We start from the raw sequence: 15,514 nt of genomic DNA, 5'->3' as shown, positions 1-15,514 counted from the left end.
CATTCCCCGCACCAGCAGACGGTCTTCGCGGCGACGTTCGCCAAAAGGCGAATGCGTGCCCCGCCTGCTCCAGTAGTTCCCCGGAATGCGCGCTGGCGCCGGATTTGCATAGCTGTCCGCAAAGCTGCTGGGGAGCGAGTCGCCGTCTCCATGCCTGCCGTGCGCGGTGCTGTGGGCAGACGGCAGCGTTTGCCTCGCGGCGATCACTTCGACCGCGGAGACGACATGAGACCTGCAAGACAGTGTGCCGCCGTGCTGCTGGGGTTGACGGTTCTGCTCACCAATTCGGCGCTGGCGCGCGACGACGGGCGCTACGCCAACTCGCCGCTAAAACCCTGGTTCGAAAGCCTGCACAGCGAGTTCGGCCAGTGCTGCACCGACGCCGACGGTTACGTCATTGCCGACGTCGATTGGGAGTCCGATCGCGGCCGCTTCCGCGTCCGCATCGACGACGAATGGGTCGTGGTGCCTGACGGTGCCGTGATCACCGTGCCGAACAAGATCGGCCGCACCATGGTGTGGAAGCACTATATCGACGGCCATCCGCGCGTGCGCTGCTTCATGCCGGGCAGCATGACCTGAAAACGCTGACGGCGCCCGCATCGGATGCAGGCGCCGCAAGCGACGAGAAAGGCTCAGCGCGCTTCGCTGCCCGAACCTGCGCTCGCGAGCTGCTTGACGCGCGGCGACAGCACCGAAACCTGCGCCGGCGAGGCGGGCATGCCGGCGACGATCATCGAGGGCGCGGCCGACTGCTCTTCGACGCCGGCGCCGCCGAGCACCTGCACCTGCGTCGCCGAGATCGGCAACGATTTCACTTCGTAAGTCGGAAGTTCGCTGGCGAAAGCAACGGTCGAGCTCGCAATCACGGCGCTGGCGACGGCAATCATTGTGAGAACACGCATTGGAAAATCTCCGTTGAAGATGTCAATCGGAGGTTTGGTCGTCTCGATGCCGGAACAGGTTCGCTTGTGCGAGAACATTCCCGTGGCCGTCGGCGAACATATTGATTGCTTGATGCGCAACGACGAAACGAGAAAGAAGTTTTTCGCGCCAGTGTTTCCGGACGGTTTCGCGGATTGACCGGCGCAGCTCGCGGTCAGCCCGCTTGCAGATCCATGTGTGGAGACCTGCTCGGCGCTACGGCTATCGGAAAGCGCAGGCTCATGCTCGTGCCGCGGCCAGGCGTGGAGGCGATGACCAGCTCGCCGCCGTGCGCGGCCATGATCTCGCGGACGATCGACAGGCCGAGGCCCGCGCCATCGCCGGCAGTGTTGCCGGTCTGAAACGGCTCGGTCAGCCCGTGCTCCACGCCGTCCGGCAGGCCTGCGCCGTCGTCGTCAATCGAGATGCCGTCGCGGCCGAGCGTGGCGACGATGCGTCGTGCGCCACGGGCGTGGATGAGCGCGTTGCCGACGAGATTGGCGAGCGCGCTGCGAATCGCGGCGTCCACGCCCTGCACCAGGAGCGGACCTTTCTCGGCCTGTTCCAGCGCGAGCTCGATGCCGGCGTCCAGTGCCGAGGGGCCGAAATCGGCGAGCACGTCCAGCGTGATCTGGGCGAGATCGATCGGCCGTTTTTCGATCGCATGGTTTTGCAGCCGCGCCAGATCGAGCATCGCGGAGACCAGCGAAGTCAGGCGCCTGATATCGCGCACCAGTTCGGCCTTCAGGGCAGGCTCGGGTACGTCTTCGACCTTCGCACGCAGCAGCGTCAGCGGCGTGCGGAGCTGATGGGCGGCATTGCCGAGGAAGCGGCGTTGCATCCTGATATAGGCATCGATCTCGCCGAAGGCGCGGTTTAGCGCCTCGACCAGCGGCTTCAGCTCGCGCGGGACCTCGGACAGCGAGATCAGGCCCTGCGGGGCCGATGGATCGATCGCGAGGGCGCGACGCGCGACCCGCTCGATGCCGCGTGAGACGAAACGCGCAGCAAGCGCCGACCCGATCGCGACGGTGGCCGCAAAGGCCAGCGCTACCACGAGGATCGAAAAGAAGCTGCGGGCGAGGAAGCTTCTTGCGAGCCGGCCGAAGCGGACCTGAGGCTCGCCGACCATCGTCGTGAGCCGCAAGGCGCCCCGTTGCGCAACCGCGAGACAGAACGTGCTGTTCTGGTCGGGTGTGCTGAAGACGGACAAGCCGACAGGCCCGCGATAGGGAAAGGCGAAGGGTAGCTGTGGCCGGTGCTCGCTGCCGTACTCGCTGACAAGATTGCCGACGGAGACGACGTACCAGAGGTTTGGACTGTCCGCCTTCAGCTCTTCGAGCGCGGGAGTGGGGCGCACCGTCAGGTTTTGCCCATCGATAACAGTGGCGCGATCCAGAACGGCGGCCACGACCCGGCACGCCCTGAACTCGCGTTCCTCCATCGGGTACCGCGAGACGAAGATCGCGACCATGATCAGGAAGATCGTCGTCGCGGCGATGCCGAGCGAAAACGCAAACGTATGGGCGATCGACCTCATCGCGGCGTTGCCAGCCGCAGGATGTAGCCGATGCCCCGCATGCTGCGGATCTCGACGTCGCCGCCGAGCTCGAGCAATTTCTTCCTCAGGCGCGAGACCTGCGCTTCGAGCGTGTTGGATTCGATCTCGTCGTCGAAGCCGTAAATCTCCTCGATCAGGGCGGCGCGGGTGATGACGCGGTCGCGCCGCATCAACAGCGCTCCCAGGATCAGTGCCTCGCGCCGCCGCAACAGGATCCTGGTGTCGGCAACCACCGCCTCGTTGCTTCCGAGATGCAGCTCCACATTGCCGAGCGACAGCACCGAAGGGGCGAGCAGCCGGGGCCGCCGCAGCACCGCCCGTACGCGCGCGATCAATTCCTGCGGCTCGAACGGTTTTCCGAGATAGTCGTCGGCGCCGCCGTTGAGACCCTCGACGACGTCTTCCTTGGCGTCCTTGGACGTCAGCATGATGATCGCGGGCCGGTCCGGGGATTGCCTCAGGGCCGTGACCACCTGGAGCGCATCGCCGTCGGGCAGCATGCGGTCGATGATGGCGAGATCATATTTGAAATTGTCGAGCGCCTGGCGGGCATCGGCAATCGAGCCAACGAGGTCGACGATTCCGTGCAATTGCCCGAGCAGGCGGCTGACATAGGCGCCGATCTGCGGTTCGTCTTCGATTACGAGGGAACGCACGCGGGTCGTCCTTGACTCTGCTGGGCAACAAATCCCCGAGCGTGACGCTCCCTGGCCGAAGTCTGGCGTTTCGGCTCCTGCGCAGGGTTCCCATAAAGGCAGCGAGCTTGGCGAATAAAAGGCAGATGCGAGTGGGGTGACCGGCAGTGCCGGCCAAAGTTTGGGCGCGTGAATGCCTCCCGGCAATGTTCGGGCAATGTTGGTTCGATGGCGCACGCTTCATGCGCGCCGGGAGCATCTTGGGACGGTGGTTGTCGCCTTGCAATCTTGGGGCAATTTTGCCGGACCACATGCTGGAGCTCCAACCACACGAGTCGACCAGGCCAGGAAGGCCGGTCCGGGGCCCTGTAATGAAGCATTTTGACGACGCCGCTCTTCGCCTCACGGTGAATGTGCGGCTCACGACCACCTTGCTCGCCGCACTCGGCGCGATCATGGCGATCCCTCAATCCGCATCGGCGCAGACCGCGTTCACGCTGCCGGCGCCGCCGTTCGAGCTGCCGATGCTGCCTTCGCCCTCCGGCAATTGGACGATCATGGTCGGCATCGGTGGTGAGTACACACCGGATTTCGTCGGATCGAAGAACGGCAAGCTCATGCCGATCCCGATCTTCTCCATCCGCCGCGCCGGATCGAACGACCAGTTTCGGGGCCCGCGCGACAGCGCGAGCATCGCGCTGCTCGACGTCGGCAATTTTCGCGCAGGGCCTGCGTTCAAATACGTCACCTCGCGCAAGGCCGACAAATATGCCGAGCTGACGGGCCTTGGCGACGTCAAGGCCGCCTATGAGCTCGGCGGCTTCGTCGAATATTATCCGGTCGACTGGCTCCGCCTGCGCAGCGAATTGCGCCAGGGCATGGGTGGCCATACCGGCACCGTCGCCGACATCTCCGCGGACGTCATCGTGCCGCTGATTCAAAGGCTGACGATCTCGGCCGGCCCGCGCTTCGCCTGGAAGAGCACCAACGCGACCGCGCCGTATTTCGGCGTCGATGCCGCGCAGGCACTGGTGTCGGGATTGCCGACGTACAATGCCAAAGGCGGTGCGCACTCGGTCGGGTTCGGCAGCCAGGTCTCTTATCGCATCAATCCGCAGTGGGAGGTCCATGCCTATGTCGAATACGAGAAGCTGCTCGGCGACGCCGCGGACAGTCCGCTGGTGAAGCTGCGGGGATCGTCGAACCAAACCACCGTCGGCATCGGAGCGTCCTACTCGTTCGATTTCAGGATTCGATGAGCCGCCATGCGCCGCATTGCATTTCTATGGCTCGGCCTTGCAGCCGCTTGCGTCGCCCTCGGCGCCGCCGCTGCGTTCGAGACCCGCGCGAGCCGGATTCAGGCGATCAAGACGGTCGGCATCGTCTCCGCCATCGGCGAGGAGATGAGCCTTTCACAGGCAGGCCTTACCAAGCTCGGCTCCACCGGGCAAAGCGCCTCGATCAGTGCATGGGGACTGGACGAGCTGATCGTCCAGCAGGCGACCAGGCTGCTGGGCGCACGCTATCGCGTTCAGGCCGTCAACTACACCCGCGCCGCGTTCGCCGCGATCCGGGATTCGGCGGTCACGCCCGTCAATCTGCTGCGGAGCGATCCGTTCAAGGAGCTGGTTCGCACCGATGTCACGCCCCAGGGACTCGATGCGTACATCGTCATTACCCGCGCGAGATCGAAACTCGGCAACGGCCGCAACGTCGAGGGTGTCGGGCTCGCCGAATACCGGACGCTGCTTGCGGACTACGGCCTGATCCACGTGCTGTATGAGGTCCGCGTCATCGACGGCAAGACGTTCGATGTGATCGAAAAGCGGGCGGCCGCGCCGCTCGACAACACCGGGACCCTGAGGATCGCAGGCCCCAGCGGGCCGATCGACGGGACATTTGACGGTCCGGCTTCGAGCGAACGGCTGCGCGCGGCGATTGCGGATCTCATCACGCGCAGCCTGCCTGTCACGCTCGATGACATGCACCTGATCGGTGGTCAGTGAAGCCGGCTGGCGGCCTCAGGTCACCGGCGCGGGGTTGAACAGCGTCAGATCATTGTGGATGCCCCAGCGGTCCGACCATGGCTTGGTGCGGCCGGAGGCGACGTCGAGGATGAGCCGGAACAGGTCCCAGCCGGTCTCCTCGATGGTCTTCTCGCCGGTGGCGATGCGGCCTGCGTCGAAGTCGATCAGGTCTTTCCAGCGGCGGGCAAGCTCGCTGCGGGTCGCGACCTTGATCACGGGTGCGGCCGCAAGGCCGTAGGGCGTGCCGCGGCCGGTGGTGAACACCTGCAGCGTCATGCCGGAGGCGAGCTGGAGCGTGCCGCAGATGAAGTCGGAGGCCGGCGTTGCCGCGAACAGCATGCCCTTCTGCGTCGCCTTCTCGCCGGGCGAGAGCACGCCGGTGATGGCGCTTGATCCGGACTTGACGATCGAGCCGAGTGACTTCTCGACGATGTTGGCGAGGCCGCCCTTCTTGTTGCCGGGCGTGGTGTTGGCGCTGCGATCGGCGCCGCCGCGCGCGAGATAGGAATCGTACCAGGCCATCTCCCGCACCAGCGCGCGGCCGACGTCCGCGTTGATGGCACGGCGGGTGAGCAGCTGGATGGCATCGCGCACCTCGGTCACTTCCGAGAACATCACGGTGGCGCCGGCGCGCACCAGGAGGTCCGCGGCGAAGCCGACGGCGGGGTTCGCGGTGACGCCGGAGAAGGCATCGCTGCCGCCGCATTGCAGGCCGATGACGAGGTCGGAGGCCGGGCAGGTCTCGCGGGTGCGCTTGTTGAGGATTTTCAGGCGGGCTTCCGCCTGGGTCATGATCGCATCGACGATTGCGCCGAAGCCGTCGAAGGCTTCGTCCTGCATGCGCACGATGGCATCGCTGACGCCTTCCGGCACCAGCCGCTCCGGTGCGAGCTTCTCGCAGCCAAGGCCGACGACCAGGATCTCGCCGCCGAAATTCGGGTTCAGCGCGATGTTCTGCAGCGTGCGGATCGGCACCACCGCGTCGGGTGCGGTGATCGCGACGCCGCAGCCATAGGCATGCGTTAGCGGCACGACGTCGTCGACGTTGGGGTATTTCGGCAGCAGCTCGGCGCGGATGCGCTTCACCGCGTATTCCATCGTGCCCTTGACGCATTGCACGGAGGAGGAGATGCCGAGGATGTTCTTGGTGCCGACCGATCCGTCCGGATTGCGATAACCTTCGAACGTAAAGCCTTCGAGCGGCGGCAGCGGCGCGGGGACGGCGGTCGAGATTTCGAGCTTGTCGAGGTCGGGGGCATCCGGCATGCGAATGCGCGCCTCGTCGACCCATTCGCCGGCCAGGATCGGCGAGAGCGCGTAGCCGATCACCTCGCCATACCGGACGATCGGCTGATCTTGCGCGATGTCGACCAGCGCCGTCTTGTGCCCCTGCGGCACGAAGGCGCGCAGCGTCAGGCCGCTGGCAAAGCGGGAGCCGGCGGGAAGCCCGAAATCATTGACCACGATCGCGACATTGTCGCGCTCGTTGAGCTTGATGTAGCGGGGCTGCTCTTTCGCTGCGACGTCCTGGTCCATCTGCGCCTGCCTTCCGAAGCCGTAGGGTGGGCAAAGGCGCAACGCGCCGTGCCCACCATGCTTCACACCGAACGTAAGCGGTGGGCACGCTTCGCTTTGCCCACCCTACGATATCTTCCCCGCGGTCAACCCGGGAACGTATAAGCCGTCTTCACCGTGGTGTAGAACTCGCGCGCGTAGGAGCCCTGCTCGCGGGCGCCGTAGCTCGAGCCCTTCCGGCCGCCGAACGGCACGTGATAGTCGACGCCGGCGGTCGGCAGATTGACCATCACCATGCCGGACTCGCTGTTGCGCTTGTAGTGCGAGGCGTATTTCAGGCTGGTGGTGCAGATGCCCGAAGCAAGGCCGAACTCGGTGTCGTTGGAGATCGCCAGCGCCTCCTCGTAGTTCTTGGCGCGGATGACGGCGGCGACCGGGCCAAAGATCTCCTCACGCGCGATGCGCATGTTGTTGTTGGCCTCGGTGAACAGCGCCGGCTGCAGGTAGTGGCCGGGCGTCTCGCGCTTGAGCAGCTCGCCGCCGAACGACAGCTTGGCACCCTCGTCCTGGCCGATCTTGATGTAGCGCAGGTCCTGGTCGAGCTGGCTCTGGTCCACGACAGGGCCGATATGCACGCCGGCCTTGAGCGCGTCGTCGACCGACAGTCCGTTCAGGCGCTCGGCCACCGCCGCGACGAAGCGGTCGTGGATGCCCTCGGTGACGATCAGGCGGGAGGAGGCGGTGCAGCGCTGGCCGGTGGAGAAATAGGCGCCGTTGACGGCGACCTCGACGGCGGTCTTGAGGTCGGCGTCATCGAGCACGACCAGCGGATTCTTGCCGCCCATCTCGAGCTGGAACTTCTTCATCGGGTTCGAGAGCACGCAGGCCTGCGCGATCTTGCGTCCGGTTTGCACCGAGCCGGTGAAGGAGATCGCGGCCACATCGGGGTGGTCGAGCAGGGTCTGGCCGACCACGGAGCCGGAGCCAACCACGAGGTTGAACACGCCGGCGGGAATGCCGGAGCGGGTGATGATTTCGGCCAGCGCATGACCCGAGCCCGGCACCAGCTCGGCCGGCTTGAACACCACCGTGTTGCCGTAGCAAAGCGCAGGCGCGATCTTCCAGGCCGGGATCGCGATCGGGAAATTCCAGGGCGTGATCATGCCGACGACGCCGACCGGCTCACGGGTGAGCTCGACGTCGAGGCCGGGACGCACGGAGGCGCCCTTTTCGCCGATCAGGCGCAGAGCCTCGCCGGCGAAGAACGCAAAGATCTGGCCGGCACGCGCGACCTCGCCGATGCCCTCAGGCAGCGTCTTGCCTTCCTCGCGCGCGAGCAGGCGGCCGAGCTCTTCCTTGCGGGCGAGGATCTCGAGGGAAATCTTGTTCAGCGCGTCGAAGCGCGCCTGCGGCGTTGACTGCGCCCAGGCGGGGAAGGCGGCCTTGGCGGCGGCGATCGCCTTCTCGGTCTGCGCCTTGTCGGCCTTGGCGTATTCGCCGACAACGTCGTTGGTGTTGGAGGGGTTGATGTTCTTGGTGACGCCAGAGCCATCGACCCATTCGCCGCCGATGAAGTTCTTCAGGATCGCAGTCATCTTTTCCTCCGAGGAAGTATTTTAACGCACGAGGCACGGACGCTTGTCGTCAAAGGTCCAGCCGGGGATCAGGTCCTGCATGGCAATAGCGTCATCGCGGGCACCGAGTCCATGCTGCTTGTAGAGGTCATGCGCCGCGTCGATAGCGGCCCTGTCGATTTCGATACCCAGGCCCGGCCGGTCCGGGACTGCAATCTTGCCGCCCTTGATCCGGAGCGGCTCCCTGGTGAGCGCCTGGCCGTCCTGCCAGATCCAATGGGTGTCGATCGCAGTGACCGTGCCGGGGGCGGCGGCGCCGACATGGGTGAACATGGCCAGCGAAATGTCAAAATGGTTGTTGGAATGCGAGCCCCAGGTCAGGCCGTTGTCACGGCAGGTCTGGGCCACCCGCACCGAGCCCTGCATGGTCCAGAAATGGGGATCGGCCAGCGGAATGTCCACCGCGCCCAGGCGCAGCGCATGGGAGAGCTGCCGCCAGTCGGTGGCGATCATGTTGGTCGCGGTCGGCAAGCCGGTGGCGCGGCGGAACTCGGCCAGGATCTCGCGGCCGGAGAAGCCGGCCTCGGCGCCGCAGGGGTCCTCGGCATAGGCGAGGATGCCGTGCATGTCCTTGCAGAGCCTGATCGCCTCGTCGAGCGACCAGGCGCCGTTGGGATCGAGCGTCACGCGCGCGTTCGGAAAACGCTTTGCGATCGCGGTGACGGCCTCGATCTCCTGCTCGCCGCGCAGCACGCCACCTTTCAGCTTGAAGTCGGCGAAGCCGTAATGGTCGTGGGTGGCTTCCGCGAGCCGCACCACGGTCTCCGGCGTCATCGCTTCCTGATGGCGAAGGTCGAACCATTCGGGCTTGCCGGTCTCGCCGCTGACGTAGTCGAGCCTGGACTTGCGGCGATCGCCGACGAAGAAGAGATAGCCGAGCGTCTCGACGCCCTTGCGTTGCTGGCCTTCGCCGAGCAGCGCGGCGACCGGCAAGTTGAGATGCTGGCCAAGCAGATCAAGCAGTGCGGATTCGATCGCGGTGACGGCGTGGATCATGACGCGAAGATCGAAAGTCTGCTTGCCACGGCCGCCGGCGTCGCGGTCGGCGAAGGCGGTGCGGATGTCGGCGAGGATGTTGTTGAGCGCGCCGACGGTCTTGCCGATCACGAGATCGCGGGCGTCCTGGAGCGTCTGCCAGATCTTCTGCCCGCCCGGCACCTCGCCGACGCCGGTATGGCCGGCATTGTCGGTGAGGATGACGATGTTGCGGGTGAAGAACGGCGCATGCGCGCCGCTCAGATTGAGGAGCATGCTGTCGCGGCCCGCGACCGGGATCACCTGCATCGCCGTGACGACAGGTGCGCCAGAGATATCGGTCAGGGCCATCGCTCGCTCCTCGCTGTTGTCGTCCTATTCTGCCGCTTGTTGTGTCGATCGGATGGCGGGCAGATTCTTCACCAGCGCGGTCACTTCCGCGATCTCCTGCTCGGTGAGGTCGGTGAGCGGCGGGCGGACCGGGCCGGAATCGCGGCCGATCACCTTCATGCCGGCCTTGATGATCGAGACGGCATAGCCCTTCTTGCGGTTGCGGATCGCGATCAGCGGCAGGATGAAGTCCTTCAGCCCGGCCTGGATCGTGGCATGGTCGCGCTTGCGTACCGCGGCGTAGAAGTTGGTGGCGAATTCCGGCACGAAATTGAACACGGCCGAGGAATAGGTCGTCACGCCCATGTCGAGATAGGGCAGCGCGAAGGTCTCGGCGGTCGGCAGGCCGCCGACATAGGTGAGACGATCGCCGAGCTTGGTGTAGACGCGGGTCATCAGCTCGATGTCGCCGATGCCGTCCTTGTAGCCGACGAGGTTCGGGCAGCGCTCAGCGAGGCGCGCCAGCGTGTCGGGCTGCAGGATCGCGTTGTCGCGGTTGTAGACGATGACGCCGATCTTCACGGCGGCGCAGACCGCCTCGACATGGGCGGCAAGGCCCTCCTGCTCGGAGTGGGTGAGGTAGGGCGGCAGCAGCAGCAGGCCGTCCGCGCCGGCCTTCTCCGCGCCGATTGCGATCTCGCGGGCGATCGCGGTGCCATAGCCGGTGCCGGCGAGCACGGGCACGCGGCCCTTGGTCTCGTCGACGGCGACCTTGACGACTTCAGGGACCTCGGTCGGCGTCAGCGAGAAGAATTCGCCGGTGCCGCCGGCGGCGAACAGGCCTGCGACATCATAGCCGCACAGCCAGTCCATGTTGGCGCGATAGGTCGCCTCGTCGAAGGAGTAGTCAGCCTTGAAGGGCGTGACGGGGAAAGACAGGAGGCCAGATCCGATCTTCTGGGCCATTTCCTGCGGGGTCATCTTGCTCATGGGCGCGGCTCCCTCATTGCGTGTTGTGGAGGACGCAAGCAGAAGGCTGCGCGTCCATGCGCCGTGGTTTAGGAGACCGTTCGATGCGGGTCCAAGCCAAAGCCTATATCGACCGATGCGAAATCAGCATCAATCTTCGGATGGCTCCGCAGAGGCCAGTTCGCCGGCGATTTTGACCAGCGCCGACAGCAGCGGATTCTCGTCGTCGCGGCGCCAGACCATGAACAGCTCCACGGGGACGCGCGTGCGCAGCTTCAGCGGGCGCAGGCGCACGTCGGAAATCTTCAGGCTCGCCGCCGCCGCCGGCACGATGGCAAGGCCGAGGCCGGCGCGCACCATGGCGAGGATCGAGTGGATCTGGCTGAGATGCTGGACGTAGCGCGGCAGCACGTCGGCACGGGTGAAAAGCGCCACCAGGAGATCGTGGAAGTAGCGGCTCTCATAGGGCGAATACATCACGAAGGGCTGGTCGTCGAAATCCTTGATGGTGATGCTGTCGGCATTCGCCAGCGGATGCTTCTTCGGGATCGCGGCGAGCAGCGGCTCGGCGACGACGCGGCGGCTGGTGAGCTCGGGCCGCGCGATCGGCGGCCTGAGCAGGCCGGCGTCGATCTGGCCCGACGTCAGCGCCTCGAACTGGTCGCCCGACACCATCTCCTTCAGCGAGAAATCCACCTCGGGCAGTTTGGCGCGGCAGGCCGCGACCAGTTCGGGCAGGAAGCCATAGGCCGCGGCCGCGGTGAAGCCGATCTTCAGCGAGCCGGTCTTGCCGAGCGCGATGCGGCGGGCGACTTGCGAGGCGCTTTCGGCGAGCTTGAGGATGCGCCGCGCCTCCGGCAGGAAGCTACGCCCGGCCGGCGTCAGGCGCACCGAGCGGCTGGTGCGCTCGAGCAGCGGCGCATCGATGATGTGCTCGAGCACCTGGATCTGCCGGGACAGCGGCGGCTGGGTCATGTTCAGCCGCGTCGCGGCGCGGCCGAAATGCAGTTCCTCCGCCACCGTGACGAAACAGCGGAGCTGGTTGAGGTCGAACATCGATACATGCCTTAGATGGATAAGGCGTTTCCCCGGTACTTCTAGCATCGATCATCCCCAAAACAAAGACGGCGGCTTTTTGGGCCGCCGTTGAGTTGCCTGGTCAAGCTCCCATCGGGAGCCCTCAGGAGGAACGTTTGAGCGTCACCCGCTCGATCTTGCCGACGATGACGAGATAGGCGAACGCCGCCACCAGCGCGTTGAGGCCCACGAACACCAGCGCGCCGTTGAACGAGCCGGTCGCGGCCAGGATGTAGCCGATCACGATCGGCGTGGTGATCGAGGAGAGATTGCCGAAGGTGTTGAACAGGCCACCGGAGACGCCGCCGGCTTCCTTTGGCGAGGTGTCGGAGACGACCGCCCAGCCGAGCGCACCGATGCCCTTGCCGAAGAAGGCGAGCGCCATGAAGCCGACCACCATCGCCTGTCCGTCGACATAGTTGCAGGCGATGATCGACATCGACAGCAGCATGCCGCCGACGATCGGGATCTTGCGTGCCATGGTCAGCGAGCCGGTCCGGCGCAGGATCGCATCGGAAATGATGCCGCCGAGCACGCCGCCGATGAAGCCGCACAGCGCCGGCAGCGTCGCGACGAAGCCGGCTTGCAGGATCGACAGGCCGCGCTCCTTGACCAGGTAGACCGGGAACCAGGTCAGGAAGAAATAGGTCAGCGTGTTGATGCAATACTGGCCGAGATAGACGCCGAGCATCATACGGTTGGAGAGTAGCTGGCGGATGTGGTCCCAGCCGGAGCCGGCCTCTTGCGCACGCTCGCGCAGCTGATCGTTCTTGGGCGCGTCGAGATCGACCAGCGCGCCACCTTCCTTGATGTAGTCGAACTCGGCATCGTTGATCGAAGGATGCTCCTTCGGGCCGTAAATGGTCTTGAGCCAGACGAAGCCCATGACGATGCCGAGCGCGCCCATCACGAAGAACACGAAGCGCCAGCCATGGGCATGCGCGATCCAGCCCATCAGCGGCGCGAAGATCACGGTGGCGAAATACTGTCCCGAGTTGAAGAAGGCCGACGCGGTGCCGCGCTCGTTGCCCGGAAACCATGCCGCGACGATGCGGGCGTTGGCGGGGAAGGAGGGCGCTTCCGCGACGCCGACAAGGAGGCGGAGCGCGAACAGCACGACAACAGCCGTGCCGGCGCTGAGGAAGCCAACCCAGCCCTGCATCAGCGTGAACAGCGACCAGACGATGATGCTGAAGGCATAGACAAGGCGCGAGCCATAGCGGTCGAGCAGCCAGCCGCCCGGGACCTGCGCCGCGACATAGGACCAGCCGAACGCCGAGAAGATCCAGCCCATGGCGACGGGATCGAGATGCAGCTCCTTGGACAGCGCGGGGCCTGCGATCGACAGCGTGGCGCGGTCGGCATAATTGACGGTGGTGACCAGGAACAACATGGTCACGATGAACAGCCTGACGCGAGACCTTCTCACGTCCGCTGCGGACACCACTGCGCTCATCAGGCGCCTCCTCAAGTCGAAATGTTTCCTCGATCCGACTCCTAGAGGCGCGCGCGGCAAAGTGTCCAAGCTCAAGGGGGTATCGATCGATACCGTTTTTGGATTGATGAAACGGCAAGTAGCGGGGAACGATGCTGGCGCGGAGTGAATGTGCGAGCACCAAGCACTCCGCTGTCGTTCCGCGCGAAGGCGGGGAATCCAGTACGCCGCAGCCTCGATTCAAGACTGCCGTCGCGGCGTACTGGATCGCCCGGTCAAGCCGGGCTGCCGAGGTGCGAGGACGTTGCGCGTAGCCCGCATGAGCGAAGCGATATGCGGGGAGATGGCTCCGGATGTCGCTGCGCTCATCCGGGCTACGACTCGCAAAAGGAGTCTTCGCGCGCGCTACTGCTTTGCGCTCGGCAACAGCTGCGGCAGAAATCCGCGCGTGACGCCCGGCGGCACGGCATCGAGCCCGAGCACGGCGCTCGCGGCCGGCAGCGCCGCATCCGCCATCGCCGCATGCCCTTCCGCGCTCGGATGCACCGCGCCGCCATAAACGGCGGAGAGCACGCCCCAGGTGGCGTCGTGAATGTCGGTCGGCTGGCTCGCCGCCGGCAATCCCTGCGGATAGGTCATCGCGGCAAAATAGCTGTCATTGGCATCGCGGATCCAGCGCGCGCGGGGTAAATAGGCGCGGTATTCCGAGGCGCCGCGGCCGCACAGCATCGGCTGGCTCGCCGCGCTCACGATGTCTGGATTGAAGCTCTGGCCGTTCTCGGCAAAGCAGCTGCGGTCGAATTCGGGGTCGTTGCCGGAATGGGCGCAGAAGCCGTGATCGGCGAACGCCGCCTGATGCGCATCGACGAAGGTCATGCGGTCGGCTTCGGGATCGCGGCACAGCGCGCCGCGGGTGCAGGTGGCGAGCCCCTTCAGCTGCGGCAAGAACTCGGTGTCGACGAAGGTCGAGACGCGGGCAAGGCGCTGCGGATCGGCGTTGAAGGCCGGATGGATGTCGAAGCCGGCCCGGCCGCCGCGGCAGGGCACGCCGCCGTCGGCGAGCGCGGGGTTGGCGTAGGAAACATAGACGACATGCGAGAGGTCGCCGCCGACCAGCGGCTTGAGCGCCTCGCGCAGCTTGACGAAGTTCTGCGGCAGTTCGCGCGCCAGCGCATCGCGGGAATCGTCGACGCTCGCCATCACGCCGGAGCGGCGGAACAGCGCGCGCTCGGTCGCGGTCTCGACGATCACGTCGGCAACGAGACCGGAGAAATAGACGTCGTTGGCGCCGACAGAGAGCAGCACGAGGTCGAGCGTGCGGTCGGGCTGGCGCTTCTTCGCCGCGGTGAGCGCCTCGCGCAACTCGGCGACTTGCGCGTTCACGCTGGTGTTGCAGACACCGGTCTTGCCGGGCGGGCATTCGCGGGCGCGCTGCGAGCCGAGCAGCCCATCGCCGATGCTGGCACCGGTGCAGGCGAGCGGCAGGTAGGTCACTGCGATGTGGGTGTAGCGCACGGCGAGTGCGAGGGCGGTGCGCGTCTGGTAGCTGTAGAGCGAGCGGTGGCAGGGCGAGTTGAACCAGAGCGCGCTGTAACGCTGCCAGTTGGCCAGCGTGTCCGGCGCCTCGCAGGCGCGGCCGCCTTTGAAGCCGTGGCGGCTCGGCCGGTAGTACTGCGCGCCGGCGGTGCCCAGATAGGAGCGGAAGCAAAACCCTTCGTCCGACAGCGCCAGCGGCCGGTCCGGATTGCCTTCGCCGGAGGCGATGCTGTCCCCGAGGCCGGCGACGAAGATGTCGCGGACCTGGATCTCGGTCTGGACGCGCTGGGTCGGATCGGAGCCGGACGAGACGTCGACGGTCGCGACCGTCTGCTTGCCGTAGCGGACGCGCAAATTGATCGGCTCGGCGCAGTCGAAGGTCGATTGTTGCGGCCCGTCGCCGTCGTCGAACGACCAGGCGCAGGTGGCGCCGACCGGCACCGCGCCAACGAGGCGGACGGTGACGGGGTGATCGATCGGGGTGAGGTAGTTTTCCTTGGTGTTGTCGCGGGTGCAGGGCTGGTTGACCCGGCCCTGGAGGTCGATGCAGAGCCGGTTGACCATGTTGCGGGCCCAGCCGCGGCCCTCGCTCTGGAGCTCCAGCGATTGCTCGGCGGCCAGGATGCTGCGGTTGCGGGCGTTCTCGACATGGAGCAGGAAGTCGCGCTCCTCGCGGAACAGCCGGAAGCGGTTACGCACCTCCCAATTGATCTGCAGGGCGCCGGTGTCCTGAGCGCTAGCGCGCTCGGGCGGCATGGCCGTCAGAATCCCGGCAAGCAACAGGGCGCCTGCGGAAAGGGTACGAAGGAATACAGGGATCATGGCCCGCGTCTTCAACGGCAAAGTTGAGGCGGAAATAAGAGAGCATTGCTCCGCCGCCCGCAACCCCGCCGGGT

At 65.8% G+C, this 15,514-nt stretch carries 14 protein-coding genes; 4 read left to right on the top strand and 10 right to left on the bottom strand.

The annotated features are described in order from the left end of the window. Nucleotides 1-225: 225 nt before the first annotated feature. Nucleotides 226-582, top strand: a complete 357-nt coding sequence (locus GGD61_RS03355) for a hypothetical protein (RefSeq protein WP_177237352.1) — start codon at nucleotides 226-228, stop codon at nucleotides 580-582. Nucleotides 583-635: 53 nt separating this feature from the next. Here GGD61_RS03355 and GGD61_RS03350 read toward each other — a convergent pair whose 3' ends face one another. Continuing rightward, nucleotides 636-905, bottom strand: a complete 270-nt coding sequence (locus tag GGD61_RS03350; RefSeq protein ID WP_026201829.1) for a hypothetical protein — start codon at nucleotides 903-905, stop codon at nucleotides 636-638. Nucleotides 906-918: 13 nt separating this feature from the next. Between GGD61_RS03350 and GGD61_RS03345 the strand changes: the two genes are divergently transcribed. Beyond that, nucleotides 919-1,083 (top strand): hypothetical protein, encoded by a 165-nt coding sequence (locus GGD61_RS03345; protein WP_177237353.1) that lies wholly within the window; start codon nucleotides 919-921, stop codon nucleotides 1,081-1,083. Nucleotides 1,084-1,099: 16 nt separating this feature from the next. Here GGD61_RS03345 and GGD61_RS03340 read toward each other — a convergent pair whose 3' ends face one another. After that, a complete protein-coding gene (locus GGD61_RS03340; protein ID WP_092261165.1) occupies nucleotides 1,100-2,464 on the bottom strand; it encodes a cell wall metabolism sensor histidine kinase WalK in 1,365 nt (454 codons plus the stop codon). Next, the gene (locus GGD61_RS03335) at nucleotides 2,461-3,141 is read right to left on the bottom strand and encodes a response regulator transcription factor (RefSeq protein WP_183230162.1); all 681 of its coding nucleotides are present in this window, start codon (nucleotides 3,139-3,141) and stop codon (nucleotides 2,461-2,463) included. The genes GGD61_RS03340 and GGD61_RS03335 overlap by 4 nt, the downstream gene beginning before the upstream one ends. Before the next feature lie 350 nt (nucleotides 3,142-3,491). Here GGD61_RS03335 and GGD61_RS03330 point away from each other — a divergent pair, with 350 nt between their 5' ends. Both GGD61_RS03330 and GGD61_RS03325 read left to right on the top strand, forming a co-directional pair. Then, complete coding sequence (locus GGD61_RS03330) at nucleotides 3,492-4,379, top strand: MipA/OmpV family protein (RefSeq protein WP_177237354.1); 888 nt, start codon at nucleotides 3,492-3,494, stop codon at nucleotides 4,377-4,379. Nucleotides 4,380-4,385: 6 nt separating this feature from the next. Beyond that, complete coding sequence (locus tag GGD61_RS03325; protein WP_092261169.1) at nucleotides 4,386-5,126, top strand: hypothetical protein; 741 nt, start codon at nucleotides 4,386-4,388, stop codon at nucleotides 5,124-5,126. A 15-nt stretch (nucleotides 5,127-5,141) separates the two neighbouring features. Here the strand turns inward: GGD61_RS03325 and garD are convergent, their stop codons facing one another. The 7 genes from garD to GGD61_RS03290 all read right to left on the bottom strand — a co-directional run bounded on the left by garD (nucleotide 5,142) and on the right by GGD61_RS03290 (nucleotide 15,440). Then, complete coding sequence (gene garD, locus GGD61_RS03320; RefSeq protein WP_183230160.1) at nucleotides 5,142-6,683, bottom strand: galactarate dehydratase; 1,542 nt, start codon at nucleotides 6,681-6,683, stop codon at nucleotides 5,142-5,144. 125 nt (nucleotides 6,684-6,808) lie between these two features. Then, a complete protein-coding gene (locus tag GGD61_RS03315; RefSeq protein WP_092261172.1) occupies nucleotides 6,809-8,257 on the bottom strand; it encodes an aldehyde dehydrogenase family protein in 1,449 nt (482 codons plus the stop codon). Between the two features lie 21 nt (nucleotides 8,258-8,278). Continuing rightward, nucleotides 8,279-9,622 (bottom strand): glucarate dehydratase, encoded by a 1,344-nt coding sequence (gene gudD, locus GGD61_RS03310; RefSeq protein WP_092261175.1) that lies wholly within the window; start codon nucleotides 9,620-9,622, stop codon nucleotides 8,279-8,281. 24 nt (nucleotides 9,623-9,646) lie between these two features. Continuing rightward, the gene (gene kdgD, locus GGD61_RS03305; protein ID WP_018317335.1) at nucleotides 9,647-10,591 is read right to left on the bottom strand and encodes a 5-dehydro-4-deoxyglucarate dehydratase; all 945 of its coding nucleotides are present in this window, start codon (nucleotides 10,589-10,591) and stop codon (nucleotides 9,647-9,649) included. 129 nt (nucleotides 10,592-10,720) lie between these two features. Then, complete coding sequence (locus GGD61_RS03300) at nucleotides 10,721-11,626, bottom strand: LysR substrate-binding domain-containing protein (RefSeq protein ID WP_092261178.1); 906 nt, start codon at nucleotides 11,624-11,626, stop codon at nucleotides 10,721-10,723. Between the two features lie 124 nt (nucleotides 11,627-11,750). Beyond that, nucleotides 11,751-13,103 carry an MFS transporter gene (locus tag GGD61_RS03295; protein WP_183230158.1) on the bottom strand — a complete coding sequence of 451 codons (1,353 nt, stop codon included), beginning with the start codon at nucleotides 13,101-13,103 and terminating at the stop codon, nucleotides 11,751-11,753. A 384-nt stretch (nucleotides 13,104-13,487) separates the two neighbouring features. Next, nucleotides 13,488-15,440: a hypothetical protein gene (locus GGD61_RS03290; RefSeq protein WP_018317332.1), complete on the bottom strand. Its 1,953-nt coding sequence runs from the start codon at nucleotides 15,438-15,440 to the stop codon at nucleotides 13,488-13,490. Nucleotides 15,441-15,514: the final 74 nt, after the last annotated feature.

Origin of the sequence: Bradyrhizobium sp. SBR1B, from assembly GCF_014198205.1 — a bacterium.
GTDB lineage: Bacteria > Pseudomonadota > Alphaproteobacteria > Rhizobiales > Xanthobacteraceae > Bradyrhizobium.
The sequence above is the reverse complement of the archived record's forward strand: the minus strand, read 5'-3'. Positions and strand labels throughout refer to the sequence as shown.